The organism is Yoonia sp. GPGPB17, from assembly GCF_037892195.1.
Classification (GTDB): domain Bacteria; phylum Pseudomonadota; class Alphaproteobacteria; order Rhodobacterales; family Rhodobacteraceae; genus Yoonia.
The window spans coordinates 1,609,974-1,634,306 of the sequence record NZ_JATACI010000002.1; the positions used below are offsets into that span (position 1 = coordinate 1,609,974).

Sequence of the window (24,333 nt, forward strand, 5' to 3'; positions counted from 1 at the left end):
TGCTATTCCGCTGCGACACCTTCGGTAAACTGCAATCGGGCAAGCCGCGCGTAAAGACCGCCCTGCGCCACAAGGGCGTCATGCGTGCCTTGCGCGGCGATCTGGCCATCCTCCAGAACCACTATCCTATCGGCCTTTTTGACGGTGGCCAGACGGTGCGCAACGATCAGTGTGGTGCGTGTGCGCGCCAGTTCTTCGACCGCACGCTGCACGGCGTACTCGCTTTCGGCATCCAGCGCGCTTGTCGCCTCATCCAGCAGCAGGATCGGTGCATCGCGCAAAATGGCGCGCGCAATTGCGATCCGTTGTTTTTGACCACCGGACAACATCACGCCACGTTCCCCGACATAGCTGTCAAAACCATCGGGTAGTGCGATCAGGAAATCGTATGCCGCGGCGGCCCTTGCCGCTTCTTCAACCTCGGCATCAGTGGCCGTGGGTAAGCCAAAGCGAATATTCTCACGCGCGGTATCTGCAAAGATCACAGGATCTTGGGGGACAAGGGCGATGTGCTTGCGGAAATCAGCGCGGTCCAGGTCGCGCAGGTCTATGCCGTCAATGCGTACCGCGCCATCCTGCGGATCATAAAAGCGCTGTACCAACTGGATAATCGTGCTTTTGCCCGCCCCAGAAGGACCGACAAGAGCGACGGTTTCGCCCGGTGTAATCTCAAGATCAATCCCATCCAACGCCGAAACCTGCGGGCGTGAAGGGTAATGAAACTGCACGTGGTCAAAGCTTAGTGCGCCTTTGACAGGCGTCGGCAATACGTTCGGCTGGGAGGGGTCCTGCACCGTGTCTTCTGCGGTCAGAAGTTCAACCAGACGCTCTGTTGCCCCGGCTGCGCGCTGCAATTCACCCCATACTTCCGACAGTGCGGCAACAGCGCCACCGACCATGATGGTATAAATCATGAATTGCACAAGGCCGCCTTCTGTAATCTCACCCGCGACGACATCCTGTGACCCCATTTGCAAGAACAGGACGATGGCGGCAAACACCATGAAAATCACAATGGCCGTCAATGCCGCCCGCGTCATGATCCGGCGGCGGGCCGAGCGATAGCTTTGCTCGGTCACTTCATCAAACTTTGCGCGGCTCAGTTCTTCATGCGTGAAAGCTTGCACCGTTTGAGCAGATAACAACTGCTCGGACGCGTCCCCGCTGCTTTCCGCGATCAGGTCCTGGTTTTCTTTGGACAGGCTGCGCACACGGCGGCCCAGAAACAGGATCGGGAACAGCACAACCGGGATCGGCCACAGCACCATGATGCTCATCTTAACCGAGGTCAGAAGCATCAAAATGACACCACCAACAAAGATCAGGATGTTGCGCAAAGCAATTGAGACGGAGCTCCCAATCACAGACAGGATCAGCGTTGTATCGGTGGTGATTCGGCTCAAAACTTCGCCGGTCATGATCTTTTCATAGAACGCCGGGCTCATACTGATCATGCGGTTGAACACGGCCTTGCGAATATCGGCCACAACGCGTTCGCCCAGACGGGTCACAAGATAGTATCGCAGCGCCGTCCCAAAGGCGAGCAGCACCGCAATCGCAAGCATCGTGATGAAATGCTGACCAATTTCCCCACCCGCCAAACCAAAGGTATCAACGACCTGCCCGGCCGCAATCGGCAAGCTCAGCGACACCATCGCGGTAAACACCAATGCGAAACTCGCGCCGATCATGTTGAAGCGATAGGGTTTCATAAACGGCCACAACGCCCGTAACGCGGTCACACGTTTGCCAACAGGTCTGTCTTCGGGCTTTGTTTTCTGGATCTCGGCCATCAGTGGTCCTTAGCAACTGTCAGCAGGACATAAAACTGAACTGAGCGTTTCACAAGGCGACCAAACGCATCAGGGGTATTTTGGTTGGATCGAGGGGTGGAGCGGGCGACGGGAATCGAACCCGTATCATCAGCTTGGAAGGCTGAGGTCTTACCATTACACAACGCCCGCGTCTATAATCGCGTAGGTATTGGACCTTTCAATTGAGGTCAAGACACCAACGCGGCTGAGAACCGAAACCATCAGCGACAACGGCGTATCGAGCGATGGCTGACGGTGCGATCCAATGAGCAGTTGCATGAGCATGTCAAGCGCGCGCCATTGCATTGCGCAACAACACAAGATTTCCGCAAGAGATTTCGCTTTAAAGGTGATGATTTCTAACGCAAAATCTGCGCTTGATACTCCGGCCGCAACGCGCTGTTTTAAACCAAGGGACACCTCATCGTGACCAATACTCTTTACGATGCACTCATCGCACCTCATGTCGAAAACGATGATGTCTTCCTGACGCTGGATGACGGCACAAACGTAACCTACGCAAGCTTTGTGTCACGGGTCGCCCAACTGGCGCATGTGCTGGAAGACGCAGGTGTGAAACCGGGTGACAGAGTGGTGGTTCAGGCACCAAAGCTGATGGACGCCGTCGCGCTGTATGGCGCGGCCGTCCAAACGGGAGCGGTCTATCTGCCGCTCAACACGGCCTACACACAAAGCGAGTTGAGCTATTTCATCACCGATGCGGCCCCTATCTTGGTTGTGTGCGATGCACGACATGAGAAAGCGATTGCTGCCATTTGTGGCGAAAACACAAAGGTCATGACCCTTGCCAAGGACGGCACAGGGACACTGTCAACAAGTGCGGACGCTTGCAGCAGATGCTTTCCAACCGCGGCCCGTGGCCCGGATGATTTGGCCGCATTGCTTTACACGTCAGGCACAACAGGCCGCTCCAAAGGCGCGATGATGTCGCATAAGAACCTGCTGTCCAATGCCGAAAGCCTGGTTGATCTATGGCAGATCGCCAAACAAGATCGTCTAATCCACGCCCTTCCGATTTTTCACACCCACGGACTATTTGTCGCTTTGAACACAGCTCTCTTGGCAGGAGCACATGTGCGGTTCATGGCGGCCTTTGATATCGACATGCTTTTCGCAGAGATCCCTTCATCAACATTGCTCATGGGGGTTCCCACTTTCTACACCCGCCTTTTGGACGACCCACGGCTGAACAAGGAACTGGTCAAGACCATGCGGTTGTTCATATCCGGCTCTGCGCCATTGCTGGCCGAAATCCATACAGCTTTCGAGGACCGGACCGGCCACCGCATCCTTGAACGCTATGGGATGACTGAGACGAATATGATCACGTCAAACCCCTATCAGGGCGAACGATTGGCTGGCACCGTTGGCTACGCCCTGCCCGGCACAGAGGTCGTGATTACCGACAACGGCAAACCGGTTGCCCCAGGCGAAATCGGTATGATCGAAGTGCGCGGTGATAACGTCTTCCAAGGGTACTGGAACATGCCCGAAAAGACCGCAGAGGAACTGCGCGACACCGGTTTCTTTATGACCGGGGATTTGGGCGTGATGTCTGACGATGGGCGTGTCTCTATTGTCGGGCGACAAAAGGATCTGATTATCTCAGGCGGTTACAATATCTACCCCAAGGAAATCGAAGACGTGATCAACGAGATCGATGGCGTGCGCGAAAGTGCGGTCTTCGGCGTGGCGCACCCGGATTTCGGAGAAAGTGTCTTGGCGGCCATCGTCTTGGAAGACCGCACGCTTACCATCGATACAATCGCTGCTCTTGTCGCACCGAACCTTGCAAGGTTCAAACACCCAAGACGGTATATCATCACCGACGCCCTGCCCCGCAACACAATGGGCAAGGTGCAAAAGAACGTCCTGCGCGAAGCCTATGGCGAGAATGGATCGACTTAAGTGTGGCGCCCGGGCAAAGCGATTGCATAGTCGCGGATCGCGTTCTGAACCTTCTTGTTTTTCAGGCTATCTGAAGCTACCCGGTCAGCATGAAACGATTTCTGATCTTGCAGTTGCGTCCTGAAACGGTCGCGTCCGATGACGAATACGCATCCATTCTCGACAAGTGCCAGCTGACACCGGATCAAACCCATCGCATACGTGTAGATCAAGAAAACATTCCGTCCGACCTGGATGTAACTGATTACGCCGGGGTGATTGTCGGCGGTGGGCCGGGCTGTGTCAGCGACCCAGCGGATCAGAAAAGCGCGATAGATGCGCGGACCGAAGGCCAGATCTTGGCGCTCATGCCGCAAATCACGTACCGCGATCACCCGTTTATGGGGTGTTGCTATGGATTAGGTATACTGGCGCATCATCTGGGTGGTGAGGTCAGCAAGGCAAAATTTGGCGAACCGGTTGGTCCTTCGGTGTGCAGGCTCATGCCGGATGCAGAGAAAGATCCACTGCTTGAAGGTCTAGCATCTGAGTTTGAGGTGTTTGTTGGTCACAAAGAAGCCGTCCAGAGCCCACCACCAGGCACTGTGCATTTGCTCAGTTCTGCGCCCTGCCCAGTCCAGATGATCCGCCATGGTCAAAATGTCTACGCAACCCAGTTTCACCCGGAAGCAGACGCATCGGATTTTGAACGCCGCATACGTGCCTACCGCAACCACGGATATTTTCCGCCAGAAGATGCTGATCGGCTGATCGCGGTATGCCATGCGGCCAACGTGACAGCACCTGGCGAAATCCTGCGGCGTTTTGCAGCGCGTTACGGGTAAGATACGCCTGTGCTACTGGACGTGTTTTGGCGATCAGCGCCTATTCCTTTAGAAGAGTTGCGCTATGCCAAATCTTAAACTTGAACATCTTAAGACATTCCTGACCGTTGCGCGTTTCAAAAGTGTAAACCGCGCTGCGGAAGCCCTAAGTCTGACACAACCTGCGGTAACCTCGCGCGTCCGGTCGCTGGAGAACAGCATCGGGACCGCGTTGTTTGACAGATCTGGTGCAGGCATGCATCTGACCAAACGCGGCGATATTTTACTGCAATATGCCGAGCAGTTTCAGCATCTGTCCGAGCTTGTTGTGGATGCCAGCGGTGCCAACCGCAACCATCAATTTCACCGGCACATCCCCACAATCCCCGTTGAACAACAATGCACCTTTGGCGATTTGCCGGGCGATGGTGCTTTATGTCGTTCGCACACTGGTCGGCGGTGACACTCCGATGAATGAGGGTTGTATAAGGCCGCTGAACCTGATTGTGCCTGAAGGCTCAATGATCAATCCGACAGCCCCGGCAGCGGTGAAATCAGGCAATACCGAAGTCAGCCAAGCCATCGCGGATACGCTTTATGGCGCGCTGGGTGTGATCGCGGGCAATCAAGGAACGATGAATAACTTTGTCTATGGCAACGATGTTTTCCAGAACTATGAAACGATCTGCGGTGGCCCCGGGGCAGGCCCCGATTTTGACGGGACGAGTGCGGCGCACAGCCATATGACTAACACGCGTATGACCGACCCAGAAGTGCTGGAAACGCGGTTTCCAGTGCGGGTTGAAGAATTCTCGATCAGGCGCGGGTCAGGTGGCAAGGGCAAGCATACAGGCGGCGGAATTGTGCGTCGCTTGCGGTTTCTTGAACCCATGACCGTCACCGTGCTGTCGTCCCACCGCGAATGCCCGCCCCAAGTGTGCGACGGCGGTGCCCCCGGGCAAGGTTGGTGTGAACGCGGTGCATCGCGCGGATGGTGCGACAGGGCTTTTGAAAGGGAATGACCAAACGAGCCTGGCCGCTGGAGACACATTCATCATGAAAACTCCCGGCGGGGGCGGATTTGCGGCACCCTAGGGTCAGGTGACCAAGGGCTATCTTGTATTCAATCGCTCCAGATTGACGATTGTGGATAGCATCAGCCGGTCATGGCTCCAATCCTTGGCTGGCTGCAACGCAACTGTCATAAACAGCGCCAAACCAAGCGAGAATGCAATGATCGCATTGCCAAAACGGTGTCTGTCAACGGTGACGTTGCCATCCAGCAAAGACACGATCCGCTTCTTAAGAAAACCACCCGAGTGGCTGGCACACAGCTTAGCGATCGATCTGGACAAATGGTACGCTGGGTGTGACGATTTGATTGGATCGATCCCCAGTCAGACTTGTGCGGCACACCCTTAAAAGGCATTCGCAATAGTCTTTGACCAAATGCCTGTTTTTGCTCAGGACCTGTTGGTCACAGGTCAGTTCGCGCAACCGCTCGACATCGCGTTTGCAAGATGCAAATGCGGGGTTCCAAAAGAAGAATGGCCGGATCAATTCAAGCGCGATCTCCCATGTCAGATCATGCTGGCGGATGTGCTGCAACTCATGTGTTACGGCGATCCGCACGTCATTTTCCTGTGCCAGCAGACCTGTTGGCAAAACAACGTAATAGCGCCAGAGACCACGGGTTGAAAACGGGACGCGCGTTTGATGGGTGAAGCGAATGTCAACACGACCAACCCGGCGCAGCACATAGCTGCTGCGGATCATTTTCATCAGGTACAACGTATCACGTGCGTTGCGCACTACAATGATGCAGAACCCACAGGTCAACCCGCCCAGAACCGCGTAACCCAGCCAGGTGGACAATGACGCGATCTGATGCGTGACCTCAGTGCGCCACATCAGCAGGCGTTCGAATTCAGTGGGTGCAAGGGCGATGTTTCCGTCCAGATACTGTGAGACCAGAAAATCCGACAGCCTTACGCCACTGTGCGTTGAGAGCAGGCCCCATCGCTGACAGGTCTCTACGCAGACTGCGAGCAGTGGTGAAAACACGATCATCGCGATCAGGCCGTAAAGCAGGTGAAGCTGGACCTGATATGCGCCACGCAACGACGTGTGCGCAAAAAGCTGTTTGGATGCAAACCAGATGATCGTCACCGCGACCAAGATAATGTTGGCATCGATATAGGCGCTGAGTAGGTGTTCAGTTGTCATTGTCGTTCAACCTCCTATCCAAGAGTGCCCGTATCTCTGTCAGTGCTTCCTCAGACATGCCTTGATCATCGACCAAGCGCGCCACCATTGATGCTTAAGCGTGCCATCAAACAGTTTGTCTGACAGATCGCGCAGCGTCTTTGATTGATATGCGTCTTTGGCAAGCAAGGGTCGATAAACGAAGGTTTTCCCACGCTTTTCACTGGTCACAAAGTTCTTTTGTTCCATGATCCGCAGGATTGTCGCGGCCGATGTATAGGCAAGGTTGCGATCTGGCGCGAGGTTGGCCAGCACATCGCGTACGCTTCCCTCACCCAAGGCCCAAAGCTCTGTCATGAACTCAAGCTCAACCTCGGTCAGGAATTCGCTTTTTTTCTTTTGCCGCATACCGCGCCCCATCAACATCTGAACTGCTCCCCCATTGGGGAGTAGATACTAAGACCTTCGTATGTCCAAGAATTTTCGCATCAGACCTTCCAAAAACAGAAAATCCCCCATGCAATGCTGATTGCCAGCGGCCCCCATAGCGGCATCCCGAAAAAGAAGATCCAGGCCAGAAAAATGTAAGCTGTACCCAGCAGCGACAGGAACAGCCGGTCGCCTCGCGTCGTCGTCAGGCCCAGCACACCCTTGCGTTCGGACGTGCCGGGGTAGCGGATTTCGATGAAGGTGATGATGCCCATTGCGGTAAACAATCCGATGAAAAACAGCCCTGTGGGCCATGTCCATGCCATCCAGCCAAACATATCAGACCCTCCCTAGGGCAAAGCCCTTGGCAATGTAGTTGCGCACGAAATAGATCACGATGGCGCCGGGAATGATGGTTAGTGTCCCGGCGGCGGCCAACAGCCCCAGTTCATAACCTGCCGATGAGGCCGTCTTGGTCATCGTCGCCGCGATAGGTTTGGCGTCAACCGCTGTGAGGGTCTTGGCCAGCAGCAATTCGACCCATGAGAACATGAAACAGAAGAACGCCGCGACCCCAACGCCCGCCTTGATCGAGGGCAGAAAGATCGTGGTGAAGAACCGTGGGAAGGAATAGCCGTCGACATAAGCCGTTTCATCCAGTTCCTTGGGCACCCCGCTCATGAAGCCTTCCAAAATCCAGACCGCCAGCGGGATATTGAACAGGCAATGCGCCAAGGCGACGGCGATATGTGTGTCGAACAGCTCAACCGCCGAGTAGAGCTGAAAGAACGGCAGCGCAAAAACGGCCGCTGGCGCCATCCGGTTTGTCAGCAGCCAGAAGAACAGCGTCTTATCACCTAAAAAGCGATAGCGGCTAAAGGCATAAGCGGCAGGCAAGGCAACCGCGAGCGAGATGACCGTATTCAGCGATACATAGATAATCGAGTTGATGTATCCCCAGTACCACGTCGGATCGGTAAAGATCGTGACGTAGTTTTCCAGCGTAAAGCTCTGCGGAAACAGGCTGAACCCTGCCAGGATTTCGTTCGTTGTCTTGAACGACATCGCCACCAGCCAGTAGATCGGCAGCATCAGGAATGCGATGTAGATGATCGGGATGAAGGACCGCTTTTTCATTTCGCGTCGTCTTTCGTCATAAGAGTGTAGAACAGCCAGCTGACCAGCAAAGTGATGGCGAAATAGATCAGTGACATCGCCGCTGCGGGGCCAAGGTCAAACTGCCCAAGGGCGATTTTCACCAAGTCGATGGACAGCAAGGTCGTAGAATTACCAGGGCCACCACCTGTCAGCACGAAGACTTCGGTGTAGATGTTGAAGCTGTCCATGAACCGCAGCAGGATCGCGATAGTCAGCACCTGTTTCATCTTGGGAAGCTGGATGTAACGGAAGACTTTGAAAGGCGATGCCCCATCGATCTTAGCTGCTTGATAATAGGCGTCAGGGATCGAGACGAGCCCGGCATAAGACAACAGTACAACCAGCGATGTCCAGTGCCAGACATCCATCGTAATGATGGTCGCCCATGCGGCTAGCGGGCTTTGCGTCATGTCGTAATCAATGCCGAGCGTCGTGTTCATCAGATAGCCCAAAAGGCCAATGTCAGGCAGGGTAAAGATGTTCCACATCGCCCCCACCACGTTCCATGGGATCAGCATCGGCAGCGCCATCAGGACAAGACAGACCGGAACCCACGGCCCTTTGCGGGGCATGGAAAGCGCGATGATGATCCCAAGCGGCACTTCGATCAGCAGGATCAATCCGGTAAACAGGAACTGTCGGCCCAGCGCTGCATGGAACCTGTCGGAATTCAGCAGCTCTTCAAACCAGCGCAGCCCTTCCCAGAAAAACACGTTATTGCCAAAGGTCTCCTGCACCGAATAGTTGACCACCGTCATCATCGGGATCAGCGCGTTGAACGCGACCAACAGCAAGACCGGCAAGACAAAGAACCACGCCTTATGATTTTGGGTTTTCATGACGCACCCCCTTTGGTCGCGAGCCAGCCATCGCGATAGAGCCGGGTCTGGTCTTGTTGGAATTGCAGGTGGATGGCCGCCCCTTGTTCAGGCACAGCGCCTTCTGTGATCGCCTTGATAGACGTATCACCGACCATCGCCTCAACCACGCTATGCCGCCCGATGTCGGACACTTTGCGCACGCGAGCAGGTAGGCCCTCATCGCCGATGCGCACGAACTCAGGGCGAATGCCAATCTGTGCAGCCCCCTCTTGCGTGGTCACGGCACCTTCGAGCGCCACATGGTGACCGCCCAGAAAAGCGCCGTTGTCACGCATCTCGGCGGCAAGGACATTCATGCCGGGCGAACCAATGAAATGGCCGACGAAGGTGTGGGCCGGGCGTTCGAACAATTCAACCGGCGTGCCGATCTGTACGATTTCGCCGTCCTGCATGACGACCACCTGATCAGCAAAGGTCAGCGCCTCGGTCTGATCATGCGTCACATAGATCATTGTGGCGCGCACCTTCTGGTGCAGCTCTTTCAGCTTGGAACGCAGCTTCCATTTTAGATGCGGGTCAATGACCGTGAGCGGTTCATCAAACATCACGACATTCACGTCATCACGGACCAATCCACGCCCCATTGAGATTTTTTGCTTGTTTTCGGGGGACAGGCCCGCTGCCTTGGTGCCCAACAGGTCAGTCACCTCAAGCATCGTCGCAATCTCGGTCACGCGAGCCGCAACCCGCGGCTCATCCACGCCGCGATTGCGCAGGGGGAAGGCCAGATTGTCAAAAACGGTCATCGTGTCGTAGATGACCGGAAACTGGAAGACCTGCGCGATGTTGCGTCGGTCCGGGGGCAAGCCTGTCACGTCTTTGTCGTCAAACAGGATTTGCCCTTCAGATGGCGTCAAAAGCCCTGAAATGATGTTCAGCAGTGTCGACTTGCCGCAACCGGACGGGCCGAGCAACGCGTAGGCGCCGCCGTCGGACCAATCAAGGTCAATCTCCTTGAGCGCATAATCCGCGGAGGACGTTGGGTTCGGCTTATAGCTATGCCGCAGTTTGGACAGGGTGATCTTGGCCATCAGATGGCGGCTCCTGCAACGGTGGCACCGTCAGGTGCGAAGTAAAAACAAGCGGATGGATCGAGGTAGAACGGGTGGTCCGCGCCCACCTCATACGGATGAACGCCATGCGACAGCGAAACCCAATCCCCGACGGGCAGCCGGAAATGGGCCGAGCTTTCAGAGCCAGACAACTCTGTCACAAGCACGTGGCCGGACAATGATACTGTGTGTGTGTTGCTAGGCGTCGGGGTGACGTGATGGGGGCGCACGGCAACAACATAATCACCGTCAGACAGGGCATTGGCCGGACCTTTGGCGGTCCAGGTGGCATCGCCCATTTTGATTTGGTCACCGACCTTGGTGACTGCGGCCTGATTGATAGGTGGATCTGAAAACACAGCCGCCGCAGTCAACGACCTTGGTGTGCGATACAGGTCTGCGGTACGCCCGAACTGGACGACATTGCCATCATCCATCAGGCCCGTGTAGCCGCCCAACAACAAGGCCTCTTCGGGTTCAGATGTGGCATAGACCACCACGGCCCCGCGTCCGGCGAATAGCTCGGGCAGTTGTTCGCGCAGTTCTTCACGCAGTTTGTAGTCAAGGTTCGCCAACGGTTCATCCAGAAACACCGCGCGACTTTCCTTGGCTATCGCCCGCGCCAGCGCGGTGCGCTGCTGTTGGCCACCCGATAGCTCATGTGGACGGCGGTTCAGCATGGGGCGCAGTTGCAGGATGTCGGCGGCTTCCTCGACCCGGCCCTGAATTTCGGACTTCGCCATCCCGGCCACTTTGAGTGGGGAGGCGATGTTGTCGTAAACGCTCATATGCGGATAGTTGACAAAAAACTGGTGCACCAAAGAGATATTCCGCTTCTGCGTGCTCAGTTTCGTGACGTCCTGTCCATCCATCAGGACCTGCCCATCAGCGATAGGGTCCAATCCCGCCATCATCTTGATCAGCGACGTTTTGCCCGATCCGGTCTGGCCCAGCAGGACGTTAAAGTGGCCGGTCTCCAGCATCAGCGTGGTCGGCTTGATGTGGACCTGGCCAGCAACAACCTTGGTAATGTTCTTAATTTGAAGTGTCATAAGTGCCCTATCGAGGGGTCAGAGTGAGTGACCGAGGCCCATGACAGGCCCCGGTCGGTGTCGGCGCAGTAAAGCGCCAGACAGGGAGGTCTACTCAGATGCCCAGCGGGCAACCAACTCGTCGTAGTTGACGGTCTCACCCTGCGGTTTCTCGTTCTCAAGCGGTGGCTTGGCGCCGCCGTTTGCAAACCAGTATTCGGCCGTCTGTTCCTCGTTCAGACGTGGACCACAACCGCCATAGACGTTGGCGGCCTCATCAGCGGCCTGCATCCGGGACATGGTGATATCCATTTCCTCGGCCAGACGGTCCATCGCCTCTTGCGGGGTAAACGCGCCAGAGTTCACGTCACCAATCTGCTGCCACCAGATCTGGGCCAGCTTTGGATAATCCGGCACGTTGATGCCGGTTGGCGACCAAGCCACGCGGTCAGGCGAGCGGTAGAATTCCACCAAGCCACCCAGTTGCGGTGCGCGCTCGCTGAAGGACTCGTGGTTGACCGTGCTATCGCGGATAAAAGTCAGACCCACATGAGACTTTTTCACGTCGACCGTTTTGGACACGACAAACTGCGAGTAAAGCCATGCGGCCTGTGCGCGATCCAGCGGCGTGGAGTTTAGGATCGTCCATGAGCCCACATCCTGATAGCCAACCTTCTGGCCTTCTTCCCAGTAAGGGCCGTGTGGGGACGGCGCCATGCGCCATAGTGGATTGCCATCGGCATCAACCGTGTTGTTGCTTAAGCAGACTGTGGGGCCACCATGTCGGCGGTAAAGGCTGTGTACCAGAAGATCTGCTGAGCCACGTTGCCTTGTGCCAATGCAGGCAGGGACTGATAGAAGTCATAGCTTGCCGCACCCGGCGGGGCGTAGGCGCGCAACCATTCATCCCACTTGCGGATCGCATAGACCGCAGCCGGGCCGTTGGCAGCACCACCGCGTGTCACGGATGCACCAACTGGGTTGCAAGTGCCCGCTTCCATGCGGATGCCCCATTCGTCGATCGGCACGCCATTCGGTTCACCCACCGAACCGGCACCAGCCATCGACAGCCAGGCGTCCGTCATACGCCACCCAAGGTCAGGCGCGCGTTTGCCGTAGTCCATGTGACCATAAATGCGAACGCCATCGATTTCCTGCACATCGTTGCTGAAGAACTCAGCGATGTCCTCATAAGCGGACCAGTTCACAGGCACGCCCAGTTCATAGCCGTACTTGGCCTCAAACGCGGCTTTGTTCTCTTCATCATCGAACCAGTCCTTGCGGAACCAATAGAGGTTCGCAAACTGCTGATCGGGCAGTTGATAAAGATCGCCATCAGGGCCGGTTGTGAACTGAATGCCCATGAAGTCTTCGAGATCCAGATTGGGGTTCGTCACCGCCGCACCTTCGCTTACCATAAAATCGGTCAGGTTGCGCGCCAACTGCAAACGCGAATGCGTGCCAATCAGGTCGCTGTCGTTGACATAGGCGTCATATAGATTGCGGCCAGTTTGCATCTGGGTTTGCACGGCCTGAACGACCTCACCTTCGCCCAGAATCTGGTGGTTTACCTTGATGCCTGTGATTTCTTCAAAGGCCTTTGTCAGGACTTCGCTTTCGTAAGAATGGGTTGGAATGCCTTCGGAGAGTACGTTGATCTCCATCCCGGCATAAGGTTGTGCGGCTTCAATGAACCACTGCATTTCAGCCATCTGTTCGTCCTTGGACAATGTGGACGGCTGGAATTCTTGATCAATCCAACGCTGTGCGGCAGCTTCATCAGCCAAAGCACTATTGGACCCCGCAACCACGGCTGAAACCGCGACTGCGGAGAGCAGATACTTGCGCATCTTTTCTCCTCCCTTGAGATGTTTTGAGCCGGTTTTTGCCGACACGCCAATGTGAGCGTGGAACGCCCAATCTGTCAAACTAAAATTTTAGTAGAAAAGCTCTATTATAGTTAACTTATTGATATATTTATTTAATATAGAGGAAATGTGACAGCGCTTCATCTATGCCATGGCCCGATACGGAGGTCTTATAGCGCAGTGCCATGTCGAGTCTGGTGATTTCTGATGTAACGGTTCTCAAAAAGCTGAACCACTTTTAAACGAGCGCCAAACGTGCCAGCACCAAATGCAGTTTCGATCCGAGTGCGGGTGAAAACGACCGCCACACACAAAAAAAAGCGCGCCACGGTATCCGCAGCGCGCCATAGAATAAGCTGTCAGTCCTTACTTCATCGTAATGCGGCCATCGGTGTAGGGCTGGTAAGGTGCATTGGCTGCGATGTACTCGGCCGTCACATCTGCAAGATCGGGGCCATAGTCATAAGCATTCATCGCGTCTTCGAACATGGCATAGCCATCGCCGCCGTTGCGGACGTAGTTGTTGGACACAAGGCTATACGTCGCTGCCAGATCAATCGGTGCACCACCGACCATGACGTCAGACACCCGTGAACCCGGGGCAGCGGCTGCATCAACGCTGAATGACATGCCCGCCACCTGCGGGAAGCGACCTGCGCCTTCTTCGATCTGGCCAACACCATTTTCAAGAGCCGCGACAATCGCATCACCGGTCACTTGGAACGTGGACAATGTGTTCTGGAACGGCAGCACTGTCAGGACTTCGCCCATGGTGATTTCACCAGCGTCAATTGACGCCCGCAAACCACCGCCATTTTGGATGGCGATCTGTACGCCTTGATCGGCAACGCGATCCAACATCGCGTCTGCAACAAGGTTGCCCATCGGGCATTCCATCGCGCGGCAGACAGAACGATCGCCTTCGATGGCCTCAGCCGCATCACCAACAACGCGGGTTTTCATCTCTTCAATCGGACCGGCAAGTTCAGCTACACGCGCCACAGCACCTTCGTCTTCGGCGACGCTGGCATCCAGCAGGATCGTATCACCAGTAGCGGACGTCACATTGCCCGCATCATCAAACACCAACGTCAGGTGCCCAATGTACTTGGAATAGGCATAGGCCTGCACCACTGGCACTCCATTCACCACTGTTGGATAGGCCATGGCATCTTCGTCTGTGTTGGAAAACAGTGTATGCGAGTGCCCGCCAACAACTGCGTCAAGGCTTAAGCAACGCTTTCAGCAGCGGCCATATCCTTGGTCACACCCATGTGTGTCAGCGCGATAATCTTGGTCACGCCTTCTGCTTCAAGTGCGGCAACGTCAGCAGCCAGGCTTTCACTCTCTGCCGTAAAGATCACTGCGTCAGAAGGGCTGGAGGTTTCAGGCGTATCTGCGGCCAGCGCCGAAATGATGCCAATACGCTCGCCACCGACTTCAAGCACAACATGGTTCTCGACCTGACCGGCGAGGATGTTTGAACTGGACACGTCGATGTTGCCAGAGATGACCGGAAAGGACACCGCATCCGTCAGCTTGCGCAGGCCTTCGTCGCCGTCATCAAATTCGTGGTTGCCGACAGCCATGACATCATAGCCGATCTGCTCCATGAACTCAGCTTCAACATCGCCCTTATAGGTCGTGTACATCAGGCTACCCTGATACTGGTCGCCTGCATCGAGAAGAACCACGTTCTCACCAGACAATTCTTCGCGCAGTTCGTTGATCTTGGTGATCACCCGCGCAATCCCGCCAAAGCATTCGCCTGCGGCGTTGTCTTCGGCGTTACACGTGGAATCGAAACGGTTGATTGGCTCGATCTGGCTGTGCAGATCGTTGGTGTGGATAATGTGCAAGGTATAGTCCGCCGTTGCCACACTTGCCGTCATGGCCAGCGCACAGGTCGTCGTCATCAAACGTAAAAGCATTGGATTGGGTCCCCCAAGGTTGGAATAGGTCAAGCTTGGCGAGGGGGCATAGGAGAGTCAAACATTATCCCGGGTCAATCTTTCAGCGCACCATATCTGCCCGACGCACCGCCGAAAGCTTGACGAATTTTTGTGCAAGGGTCATGAGGCATACATGCTGATCTACAAAATATTCCGGGCCGATGAATGGGCCACATTGCAGGCCGATGGAACGACGGCAGGCGCACCAATCGATGTCGCCGACGGGTACATCCATTTCTCGACTGCCGAGACGGTTGCCGAAACTGCCGCCAAGTATTTTGCGGATGCCCAAGGTCTGGTCCTTCTGGCTGTGGAAACCGAGGGCCTGGAGCCGTTGAAATGGGAACCCGCCCGCAAAGATGTTCTGTTTCCCCACCTTTACCGCGATATGCGGATGGAAGATGTGGTTTGGGCCAAACCCCTGCCCCTCGTCGCTGGTGTTCATCAGTTTCCTGATCTGACATGAAAGCGCTTGAAAAAATCGGCCTTGCCACCCTGCGGCGGATCGATCCCGAGGTCGCACATGGCCTGGCACTGAAAGCCCTGAACACCGGGCTGGGGCCACGTTCAGGCCCTGTGACTTCAGATCGCTTGAAATCCACCCTTGCCGGTATCGCGTTGCCAAATCCCGTTGGATTGGCCGCTGGATTTGATAAGAACGCAACCGCGTTACACGCTTTGTCCAAAACCGGGTTTGGATTTCTTGAAGTTGGGGCGGCCACCCCCCGTCCGCAGCCCGGAAACCCCAAACCACGCTTGTTTCGGTTGGCGCAGGATCAGGCGGCGATTAACCGGTTTGGTTTCAACAATGACGGGATGGGCGTAATCGCAGAGCGTCTTGCCGGGCGCCCCAACGGTGCTGTGATCGGACTAAACCTTGGCGCCAACAAAGATAGTGCTGACAAGGCCGCCGACTTTGCCACGGTTCTGACACGCTGCGGTCCGGTTGTGGATTTTGCCACGGTAAACGTGTCCTCGCCAAACACCGAAAAATTGCGTGACCTGCAAGGCAAGGCGGCCCTCGCGGCCTTGCTGGCCGGGGTGATGGAGGCACGTGCAGCACTTGCCACCCCAATCCCTGTGTTTTTGAAAATCGCACCAGACCTGACAAGCGATGAAATTAGCGAAGTCGCCGAAGTGGCAAATGAGTCCGGCATCGACGCGATTATCGCAACAAATACCACCTTGGATCGCGATGGTTTGCATGGGCCGCACAAGGCCGAAATGGGCGGGCTGTCTGGACAGCCGTTGTTTGAAAAATCCACACGTGTGTTGGCGCAGCTGTCGGGCCTGACCAGCTTGCCCATCATCGGTGTTGGTGGTGTCGGCAACGCGGATCAAGCCTATCAAAAAATCCGGGCCGGAGCCTCAGCCGTCCAGCTCTATACAGCACTTGTTTACGGCGGCATCTCGCTGGCCGCTGAGATCGCGCAAGGCCTTGATGATTTGCTCGCGCGGGATGGTTTTGCCAATGTGTCGGACGCCGTCGGATCAGGCCGCAGCGATTGGACGTGATGCGGGTTTGTCGGCTTCAGCCTCCAGCGCCGGATATTTCCATCCTAGCGTCACCCCGCGCACAACAAAATTCAGCAACAGGCCGATCCATAGCCCATGGTTCTGGAACATCGCCATCAAGGGGACCACCGTCGCAAAGTAGATCGCCGCTGAGATCAGCATCATGTTGCGCATGTCTTTGGTGCGCGTCGCCCCGATAAAGATGCCGTCCAACATCCATGCTGCGACACCAACAATCGGGGCGGCCACCATATACGGCAGATAGACGCGCGCTGTTTCCCGCACATCGGGGGCGGTGGTCATGATGTCTATGATCGCCCCGCCAAACACAGCAAACGAAACAGCCAAAACCGCACAGACGATCCCGCCCCAAAGGCTGCTCAAAACTGCGCTGCGCCGCAAAGCGGCCCGCGCCCGCGCGCCCAGCGCCTGACCGACCAGCGCCTCGGCTGAAAACGCAAACCCATCCAACGCATAGGCGGTAACCTGCAGGAACTGCATCAGGATCTGATTGGCGGCCAGTTGTACGTCGCCAAAATCAGATCCGAAAAACAGAAAACTGACAAAGATCGCTTGCAACAGGACCGAGCGGATCAGGATATCCGAATTGACCATCGCCATGTGCCTAAGCCGCACAACATCAAAGACGCGCGCCATCGACCGCCACGCAGCGCGGCGAAACACACCCCTTGCAGAACCAGAGCCCCAGCACCAGACCGCCCCATTCGGCCATAAAGGTCGCCCAGGCGACACCTTCGATACCCCATCCAAGCTCAAGCCCCAGATAGAAGCTTAACGCGATGTTGGCACCATTCATGCCGACCTGCAGAACCAGGACAGCCTGCGTGCGTTCCTGCGCAATCAGCCAACCCGTTATACCGTAGAGCGCAATGGTCGCGGGGGCGGACCAAATGCGGATTGTCATGTAGTCACGCGCCAAAGCCTCGACCTCGGCACTGGCGGGCGAAACCCAGAACGCCCCTTGGAAGATCGCCAGTTGGGCTATGATCATAACCAAGCCCGCTGAAATCCCGATCAGCAGGGCGCGCGACAGCAAGGCGTCAACCTCGTCCACGTCCCCGGCCCCGGCTGCCTGCGAGGTCAGACCAGTTGTGCCCATGCGCAGAAAGCCAAAAATCCAATAGACTGATGACAGAATGATTGCGCCGATGCCGACAGCACCAATCGGTGCCGCTTCGCCCAGCTGGCCAACGACGGCCGTGTCGACAACGCCCAAAATCGGCACCGTGGCGTTCGACAAGACAATCGGCAAGGCAATCGCCAGGACCCTGCGATGGGTTAGGGCGTCAGCCATCGCGTTGAGGCATCAGAAAGTGCCCGGTCGCAGAGGCAAAGAGTCTGCTGCGATTATCTTGCCAAGTTTCTACATGCACGGACGCATAACGGCGGCCAGAGCGATTGACCCGCGCGCGCGCATAGGCATCGCGCGGCAGTCCGGACCGCAGGTAGTCGACCGTAAAGTCAATTGTCTTTGGCAAGGGAATACGTGGCGCATCGTCATTGAATTTTCCCGATTCCATATCTTCCCAGATCATCTGCCAACTGAGCTCAAAAATGGCAGTGACCTCCAGAAAAGCCGCTGTGGCACCACCGTGAAGGGCGGGCAGCATCGGGTTGCCAATCAGCTTGTCCGCGTAAGGCAGGATCGCTGTCAGCTCATCACCCCTGCGATCAATCTGGATGCCTAGAAACTGAACAAACGGCACGCCTTCGACCAGCTTTTGTAAGGTTGCGTCGCGTCGTTGTTTGACGATCTGAACGGGTTCGGGACGGCGGCTCATGACTTGGGCCTCTCAATCGTGAAAGCGCCCGTCGCCGTCGCAACGGGCCGCGATGGATCTGCGTCGACTGCTGTCGCGCGGATGAAGGCGACGGTGCGGGTGACATGATAGCATTCAGCTGTAGCCGTGATCCGGTCGCCGGGGGTGGCCGGACGCATGTAATCAATACGCAAATCAAGTGTCGCTGTTGCAACGGCTGCTGCGGGATGCGACATGACCGCCGCACCTGCACAGGTGTCCATCAACGCCGATACAGCGCCGCCATGGATGACCCCGGTTTCCGGGTCACCCACAATACGGGCGTCGTAATCCATAGCAATGACCGCCTTGCCATCTGCAATATCGGTCAGTTCCATCCCAAGCTCTTTTGAATACGGAATCGCCTCAATGAATTGGCGCGCCAGCATATCGCGGCGGTTCTTTTGTTGGTCAGACATGCATTCTCCTGATCAGCGCATCTATTGGGTATCCCCGTTCGACACAATTGGCCACCATTGTTGATCTGTCGGGCCACATCCTGCGGTTGCCCCGTTTGGATGATGTCGCTACGATTGGATCAAGGGAGAAGTAAATGTCGGACACCCGCCTGTCATTCAAAGAGATGTGCGCGAAATTCGACGTAACGCCACGCACGTTACGCTACTACGAATACATCGAGCTACTGCATCCTGAAAAAGAAGGGCGTTCACGCTTCTATGGCAATAGAGAGCTGGCCCGTATGACGTTGATCCTACGTGGCAGGCGTTTTGGGTTCTCGCTTGAGGATATCCGGCAATGGCTCCTGATCTATGAGCACGAAGGCACCGAGGCGCAAATGCGCGAATGGGTAGCATTGGCCGACAGCCAGTTGGTCGAGTTGGCAGAGCAGAAACAACAACTCGAAGAGACGATTGCTGAATTGCAGACACTGCGCGACACCACCGCCGAAACGCTAGGGTAACCCCGGATTTGATGCGCGCCGTTGTGTCACAATACCGTCATTGCGGCCCCGCCTTCCCCAAGAAGCACTGTGCAGATGATGGCTTAGGACACAAAGACTCACCGGTAAATCAGCCCTAAAACCCCATACCAAAGCGCTTTGAGGGGAATAATTGAATTTTTTCCCCGTTTTTTTGTTGCGCCTGACGGGGCGTCATTTTTGCTGACCTTTCGTCAACTCTGCCGTGACGCCACGTTACGTTTACGTGCACGTCAACTTTGCTTGTATAGTCATCTTATCCTTCGCAAGTGCGTGCCATTGAAACACGCATGAAAGGAATGAGAAGATGACGACTGAAACATTGAACATTCGGCAGATGTGTGACGCATTTGATGTGACGCCACGCACGCTTCGCTTTTACGAAGCCAAAGAGCTGCTGTTCCCGATCCGTGAAGGCCAGAAGCGCCTTTTCACAAAGCGCGACCGCGCGCGATTGAAGTTGATTCTCCGCGGTAAACGCTTTGGTTTCAGCCTCGAAGAGATCCGACAGTTGCTTGATCTTTATCACATGGATGACGGCCAAGAGGCGCAGTTGTCGAAAACATATGTCCTCGCTGAAAAGCACCTTGCCGACATGGAGGCCCAGAAGGCCGAGTTGGAAGAAGCGATTGGCGAACTGAAAGAACAGATGGCTTGGGGCGCCGAAAAGCTGGCCCAGTTGTCAAAGAAGAAAACGGTCGCTGCCTAAATACGGCGCCCCCAAAACCACGTAACGGAGAGACACCAGATGCCGATCTACAACGCACCAAACAAAGACATCCAGTTCGTTCTGCACGACCTTTTGAAGGTCAGCGAGCAGGACATCCCAGGGTTCGAAGACCTTGACCGTGACTTTACAAGTGCTGTTGTCGAAGAAGCGGGCAAGGTGGCCACGGAAGTGTTGCACCCGCTAAACGTGGTCGGTGACACCGAGGGCTGCGTGATGGAAAACGGCGTCGTGCGCACGCCAACAGGTTTCAAAGAGGCCTTCGCGCAGATGAAAGACGGCGGCTGGACCGCGATGGATTGCGATCCGGAGTACGGCGGTCAGGGCCTGCCTTACGTGATGCACACAGCAGCACAGGAACCGTTTGTCTCTGCGAACATGGCATTCAACATGTATCAGGGCCTGACCCACGGCGCCTATTCCGCGATCTATGCACACGGGACCGACGAGCAGAAGCAGAAGTATCTGCCCAAGATGGTGTCTTGCGAATGGACCGGCACGATGAACCTGACCGAGCCGCATTGCGGTACTGATCTGGGCCTGATGCGCACCAAGGCTGTGCCAAATGGCGATGGGTCTTACAAAATTTCTGGCCAGAAGATCTTCATCTCCGCCGGTGAACACGACATGGCCGACAATATTATCCACCTCGTGCTGGCGAAGATCCAAGGCGGACCCGAAGGCATCAAAGGTGTGTCACTGTTCATCGTACCTAAGTTCATGGTCAACGATGATGGCTCACTTGGTGCGCGCAATGGCGTGGCTTGCGGTAAGATTGAAGAAAAAATGGGCATCCACGGTAATTCGACTTGCGTGATGAACTATGACGAAGCGACCGGTTTCCTGATTGGCGAAGAGCACAAGGGCATGCGCGCCATGTTCACCATGATGAACGAGGCGCGTCTGGGTGTAGGCCTGCAAGGCTATGCTCAGGCCGAAAGTGCCTATCAGAACGCTGTCGCCTACGCCAATGACCGCCTGCAAGGGCGCGACGTGACAGGTGCGAAGAACCCCGACGGGCCTGCCGATCCGCTGATCGTACACCCTGACATTCGCCGCAACCTGATGGATCAGAAATCCTTCGTCGAAGGCGCACGCGCGTTCACCTATTGGGGCGCGATGCTGATCGACCGGGCCCATAAGAACCACGACAAAGACGCCGACGGTCTGATCTCTCTGATGACGCCTGTCATCAAAGGTTTCCTGACCGACAAAGGCTTTGAATACGCCACGGCAGCGCAGCAGGTCTATGGCGGTCATGGCTATATCGAAGAATGGGGCATGTCCCAATATGCCCGTGATGCCCGCATTGCGATGATTTACGAAGGCGCAAATGGCGTTCAGGCGCTTGACCTCGTAGGCCGCAAGCTGGCGCAGGATGGCGGTAAGCACGTGATGACGTTCTTTGAGATGGTGAAGACTTTCATCAAGGAAAACGAAGGTAATGAGGCGCTGAACACAGAGTTCCTGACACCGCTGAAAGCCGCGTCTAAAGACCTGCAGGCCGCTGGCATGTACTTCATGCAAAACGCGACTAAGCCGAACAACGCGCTCTCTGGCTCTTATGACTTCATGCACATGATGGGCCACGTCTGCCTTGGCCTGATGTGGGCGCGTATGGCAAAAGCGGCGATGGAAGCCCTTGAAAACGGTGCATCTGACACCGAATTTTATGAGACCAAGATCGCAACGGGACGCTACTACATGGCGCGCCAACTGCCCGCGACAGCGATGCACCTTTCACGCATCAACACCGGCGGCGATACAATCATGGCGTTAGAAGCCGCAAACTTCTAAGCTAGACAAAGGCGCGCCAATTTCGGCGCGCCTTTGTTGGCTAGGGATGAAACCCTAGCCTCTGAATGGGTTGGGAGGCCTTCGCGACATGATGAAATTACACTGCTTCGGCGAAAGCGGAAACGCTTACAAGGCAGCCCTCACCCTGACACTGGCAGGTGCCGAGTGGGAGCCCGTTTTCGTAGATTTCTTCAAAGGCGCAAGCCGCAGCCCGGAATTTCGCGCGCTGAACGTCATGGGCGAAGTTCCCGTTTTGGAAGATGACGATCTTGTACTGACCCAGTCTGGTGTCATTCAGGACTACATCAGTTCCAAGACAGGCAAACTGGGCGGCAAATCAGCCGCGGAACGCCGCGAAGTCCTGCGCTGGATGTTCTTTGATAACCACAAAGTGTCTGGCGTTGCGGGCCCACTGCGGTTCAACATGAACTTCCTGCCCGAAGACAAACGCAATGCGGATGTGAACAGCTTCATGGCCATGCGCCTCGCCTCTGCACTCAAAGTGATGGAAACGCACTTGGACGGCCGCAACTGGCTCGCCGCGGATGACATCACCATCGCTGACATCGCCTGTGCTGGTTACCTGTTTTACACCGAAGATTTCACCTTCGACCGTGCCGATTACCCGAACATTGACCGCTGGCTGACGGCCATCGCCGATCAGCCCGGTTGGAAACACCCTTATGACCTGATGCCGCGCGCCCTTGGGTGACGCGACCGAACTGGAGGACCCTATGACCGAAGCCTATATCTATGACGCCATCCGCACCCCGCGAGGCAAAGGCCGCAAAGACGGCAGCCTGCATGAGGTGACATCTGCGCGCCTATCCGCTGGCGTGCTGAATGCGCTGAAAGAGCGTAACAACCTTGAAGGCCACGCCGTTGAGGATGTGATTTGGGGCAACGTGACCCAAGTGGCTGAACAGGGCGGGTGCCTAGCGCGGACAGCCGTGCTGGCCTCTGATCTCGACCAGTCCATCCCCGGTCTTGCAATCAACCGGTTTTGTGCCTCTGGCATGGAAGCGGTGAACCTTGCTGCCAACCAAGTCAAAGGCGGCGCTGGTCAAGCCTACATCGCTGGCGGTGTCGAGATGATGGGCCGCGTGGCCATGGGGTCTGACGGGGCTGCGATTGCCGTTGATCCGTCCATCGCGATGGACACTTACTTTGTACCGCAGGGTATCTCTGCCGACATTATCGCCACCGAATACGGTTTTAGCCGTGATGATGCCGACCAACTGGCCATGGAAAGCCAAAAGCGCGCGAAAGCGGCTTGGGACGACAAGCGTTTCGACAGGTCTATCGTGCCGGTGCGTGATGTGAACGGCCTCGCCATTCTGGATCACGACGAATACATGCGTCCTGGCACTGATATGCAGTCCTTGGGCGGCTTGAACCCTGCCTTCCAGGCGATGGGCGAGGTGATGCCGGGCTTCGACAAAGTCGCGCTGATGAAGTACCCGCATCTGGAAAAAATCAACCACATCCACCACGCCGGGAACTCGTCCGGCATCGTGGACGGTGCGGCAGGCGTGCTGATCGCTTCCAAAGAATGGGGCGAGGCCAATGGCATCAAACCACGGGCGCGGATCAAGGGAACTGCCAAAATCGGCACCGACCCGACCATCATGCTGACCGGCCCCGTGCCCGTGACCGAAAAAATCATGGCCGATAGCGGCATGAGCATCAGCGACATCGACCTCTTTGAAGTCAACGAAGCATTCGCTTCGGTTGTCCTACGCTTCATGCAGGCATTCGACGTAGACGACAGTATGGTCAACGTAAACGGCGGCTCCATCGCGATGGGCCACCCGCTGGGCGCCACCGGCGCGATCATTATCGGCACATTGCTGGATGAATTGGAGCGCACGGGCAAGGGGACAGGCCTTGCAACGCTTTGCATCGCCTCTGGCATGGGGGCAGCCACAATCATCGAACGGGTGTAGTATGGGTCAGGAAGCCCAAATCGCAGCGTCAGATATAGCGCAGGCCCTGTTGGAAGTGACAGGGAATGCGTTGATGACGGGTGATTTTGAGGCATTCAAAAGTGCTTTCCATGTCCCCCAGAAAATGGCGACATTGGCAGGACCCATTCACATGGAAACTGTCGAGGACATGGAACGCGCATTTCGTGAGATGTGTCAGCATTTCAAGGTAATTGGCCTGACGGAAATGATCCGTACTTGCGTCGCAGCCGAGTACAAATCGCCTGCATTGGTTGAATCAACCCATGTAGCAGAGCTGCTGCGCAACGGAAAACGCCTCAACGAACCCTACCCCGTCTTCTCGACGCTTCAAAAAATCGATGGGGTCTGGAAAGTCACCGGCAGTGAATATGCGTTGGACCCCATGAACGGACAGGCTTTGGCGCTCAAGAAAGCAGACGCGTCTCATCGCCCGAATGAAAACTGA

Annotated in this window: 22 protein-coding genes, 1 tRNA gene and 5 pseudogenes; 12 read left to right on the forward strand and 16 right to left on the reverse strand. The window is 56.0% G+C overall.

The genetic code is table 11. The features are described from left to right. Positions 1–2: 2 nt before the first annotated feature. The 3 genes from QTO30_RS08715 to QTO30_RS08725 form a co-directional block, all read right to left on the reverse strand. Positions 3–1,793 (reverse strand): ABC transporter transmembrane domain-containing protein, encoded by a 1,791-nt coding sequence (locus tag QTO30_RS08715; protein WP_340423787.1) that lies wholly within the window; start codon positions 1,791–1,793, stop codon positions 3–5. A 97-nt stretch (positions 1,794–1,890) separates the two neighbouring features. Further along, positions 1,891–1,964, reverse strand: a tRNA-Gly gene (locus QTO30_RS08720). Then, a complete protein-coding gene (locus tag QTO30_RS08725; protein ID WP_340423788.1) occupies positions 1,950–2,093 on the reverse strand; it encodes a hypothetical protein in 144 nt (47 codons plus the stop codon). The genes QTO30_RS08720 and QTO30_RS08725 overlap by 15 nt, the downstream gene beginning before the upstream one ends. Before the next feature lie 147 nt (positions 2,094–2,240). Here QTO30_RS08725 and QTO30_RS08730 point away from each other — a divergent pair, with 147 nt between their 5' ends. The 4 genes and pseudogenes from QTO30_RS08730 to QTO30_RS08745 form a co-directional block, all read left to right on the forward strand. Beyond that, positions 2,241–3,743 (forward strand): AMP-binding protein, encoded by a 1,503-nt coding sequence (locus tag QTO30_RS08730; RefSeq protein ID WP_340423789.1) that lies wholly within the window; start codon positions 2,241–2,243, stop codon positions 3,741–3,743. Positions 3,744–3,832: 89 nt separating this feature from the next. Next, positions 3,833–4,567: a glutamine amidotransferase gene (locus QTO30_RS08735; protein WP_340423790.1), complete on the forward strand. Its 735-nt coding sequence runs from the start codon at positions 3,833–3,835 to the stop codon at positions 4,565–4,567. Positions 4,568–4,631: 64 nt separating this feature from the next. After that, complete coding sequence (locus QTO30_RS08740) at positions 4,632–5,009, forward strand: LysR family transcriptional regulator (protein WP_340423791.1); 378 nt, start codon at positions 4,632–4,634, stop codon at positions 5,007–5,009. After that, a pseudogene (locus tag QTO30_RS08745) lies at positions 4,894–5,641 on the forward strand (hydantoinase B/oxoprolinase family protein); the annotation flags it as partial. The gene QTO30_RS08740 and the pseudogene QTO30_RS08745, both read left to right, overlap by 116 nt. Before the next feature lie 17 nt (positions 5,642–5,658). On the opposite strand, the gene QTO30_RS08750 reads toward QTO30_RS08745, so the two are convergent. The 10 genes and pseudogenes from QTO30_RS08750 to QTO30_RS08795 all read right to left on the reverse strand — a co-directional run bounded on the left by QTO30_RS08750 (position 5,659) and on the right by QTO30_RS08795 (position 15,101). Further along, complete coding sequence (locus QTO30_RS08750; RefSeq protein WP_340423792.1) at positions 5,659–5,838, reverse strand: hypothetical protein; 180 nt, start codon at positions 5,836–5,838, stop codon at positions 5,659–5,661. Between the two features lie 43 nt (positions 5,839–5,881). Further along, a complete protein-coding gene (locus QTO30_RS08755) occupies positions 5,882–6,772 on the reverse strand; it encodes a M56 family metallopeptidase (protein WP_340423793.1) in 891 nt (296 codons plus the stop codon). Continuing rightward, positions 6,762–7,159: pseudogene (locus QTO30_RS08760) on the reverse strand (BlaI/MecI/CopY family transcriptional regulator). Before QTO30_RS08760 ends, QTO30_RS08755 begins: the two are co-directional and overlap by 11 nt. 80 nt (positions 7,160–7,239) lie before the next feature. Next, positions 7,240–7,518, reverse strand: coding sequence for a DUF2160 domain-containing protein (locus tag QTO30_RS08765; RefSeq protein ID WP_340423794.1), 279 nt, complete (start codon positions 7,516–7,518; stop codon positions 7,240–7,242). Position 7,519: 1 nt separating this feature from the next. Then, positions 7,520–8,317 carry a carbohydrate ABC transporter permease gene (locus QTO30_RS08770; RefSeq protein ID WP_340423795.1) on the reverse strand — a complete coding sequence of 266 codons (798 nt, stop codon included), beginning with the start codon at positions 8,315–8,317 and terminating at the stop codon, positions 7,520–7,522. Beyond that, positions 8,314–9,177, reverse strand: a complete 864-nt coding sequence (locus tag QTO30_RS08775; protein ID WP_340423796.1) for a carbohydrate ABC transporter permease — start codon at positions 9,175–9,177, stop codon at positions 8,314–8,316. The genes QTO30_RS08770 and QTO30_RS08775 overlap by 4 nt, the downstream gene beginning before the upstream one ends. Next, positions 9,174–10,250, reverse strand: coding sequence for an ABC transporter ATP-binding protein (locus tag QTO30_RS08780; protein WP_340423797.1), 1,077 nt, complete (start codon positions 10,248–10,250; stop codon positions 9,174–9,176). Before QTO30_RS08780 ends, QTO30_RS08775 begins: the two co-directional genes overlap by 4 nt. Beyond that, complete coding sequence (locus QTO30_RS08785) at positions 10,250–11,323, reverse strand: ABC transporter ATP-binding protein (RefSeq protein WP_340423798.1); 1,074 nt, start codon at positions 11,321–11,323, stop codon at positions 10,250–10,252. The genes QTO30_RS08780 and QTO30_RS08785 overlap by 1 nt, the downstream gene beginning before the upstream one ends. A 90-nt stretch (positions 11,324–11,413) precedes the next feature. Next, a pseudogene (locus QTO30_RS08790) lies at positions 11,414–13,152 on the reverse strand (ABC transporter substrate-binding protein). 384 nt (positions 13,153–13,536) lie between these two features. Beyond that, positions 13,537–15,101: pseudogene (locus QTO30_RS08795) on the reverse strand (bifunctional metallophosphatase/5'-nucleotidase). Positions 15,102–15,255: 154 nt separating this feature from the next. Between QTO30_RS08795 and QTO30_RS08800 the strand changes: the two are divergent. Both QTO30_RS08800 and QTO30_RS08805 read left to right on the forward strand, forming a co-directional pair. After that, entirely contained in the window at positions 15,256–15,588 is a 333-nt protein-coding gene (locus QTO30_RS08800) for a DUF952 domain-containing protein (protein WP_340423799.1), read from the forward strand. Next, positions 15,585–16,637, forward strand: a complete 1,053-nt coding sequence (locus QTO30_RS08805; RefSeq protein ID WP_340423800.1) for a quinone-dependent dihydroorotate dehydrogenase — start codon at positions 15,585–15,587, stop codon at positions 16,635–16,637. The genes QTO30_RS08800 and QTO30_RS08805 overlap by 4 nt, the downstream gene beginning before the upstream one ends. On the opposite strand, the pseudogene QTO30_RS08810 reads toward QTO30_RS08805, so the two are convergent. From QTO30_RS08810 to QTO30_RS08820, 3 genes and pseudogenes are all read right to left on the reverse strand, one after another. Next, positions 16,614–17,952, reverse strand: a pseudogene (locus QTO30_RS08810) (MATE family efflux transporter). The gene QTO30_RS08805 and the pseudogene QTO30_RS08810 overlap by 24 nt on opposite strands. Beyond that, positions 17,945–18,439, reverse strand: a complete 495-nt coding sequence (locus QTO30_RS08815; RefSeq protein ID WP_340423801.1) for a PaaI family thioesterase — start codon at positions 18,437–18,439, stop codon at positions 17,945–17,947. The pseudogene QTO30_RS08810 and the gene QTO30_RS08815 overlap by 8 nt, the downstream one beginning before the upstream one ends. After that, positions 18,436–18,876 carry a PaaI family thioesterase gene (locus tag QTO30_RS08820; protein WP_340423802.1) on the reverse strand — a complete coding sequence of 147 codons (441 nt, stop codon included), beginning with the start codon at positions 18,874–18,876 and terminating at the stop codon, positions 18,436–18,438. Before QTO30_RS08820 ends, QTO30_RS08815 begins: the two co-directional genes overlap by 4 nt. Positions 18,877–19,010: 134 nt before the next feature. Here QTO30_RS08820 and QTO30_RS08825 point away from each other — a divergent pair, with 134 nt between their 5' ends. The 6 genes from QTO30_RS08825 to QTO30_RS08850 all read left to right on the forward strand — a co-directional run bounded on the left by QTO30_RS08825 (position 19,011) and on the right by QTO30_RS08850 (position 24,333). Then, on the forward strand, positions 19,011–19,379 hold the full coding sequence (locus QTO30_RS08825; RefSeq protein WP_340423803.1) for a MerR family transcriptional regulator: 369 nt from the start codon (positions 19,011–19,013) through the stop codon (positions 19,377–19,379). A gap of 325 nt (positions 19,380–19,704) precedes the next feature. Next, positions 19,705–20,106 carry a MerR family transcriptional regulator gene (locus QTO30_RS08830; protein ID WP_340423804.1) on the forward strand — a complete coding sequence of 134 codons (402 nt, stop codon included), beginning with the start codon at positions 19,705–19,707 and terminating at the stop codon, positions 20,104–20,106. A 39-nt stretch (positions 20,107–20,145) separates the two neighbouring features. Continuing rightward, on the forward strand, positions 20,146–21,921 hold the full coding sequence (locus tag QTO30_RS08835; RefSeq protein WP_340423805.1) for an acyl-CoA dehydrogenase C-terminal domain-containing protein: 1,776 nt from the start codon (positions 20,146–20,148) through the stop codon (positions 21,919–21,921). Between the two features lie 91 nt (positions 21,922–22,012). Next, positions 22,013–22,633, forward strand: coding sequence for a glutathione S-transferase family protein (locus QTO30_RS08840; RefSeq protein WP_340425903.1), 621 nt, complete (start codon positions 22,013–22,015; stop codon positions 22,631–22,633). 22 nt (positions 22,634–22,655) lie between these two features. Then, positions 22,656–23,867 (forward strand): acetyl-CoA C-acetyltransferase, encoded by a 1,212-nt coding sequence (locus tag QTO30_RS08845; RefSeq protein ID WP_340423806.1) that lies wholly within the window; start codon positions 22,656–22,658, stop codon positions 23,865–23,867. Position 23,868: 1 nt separating this feature from the next. Beyond that, positions 23,869–24,333, forward strand: a complete 465-nt coding sequence (locus QTO30_RS08850; RefSeq protein ID WP_340423807.1) for a hypothetical protein — start codon at positions 23,869–23,871, stop codon at positions 24,331–24,333.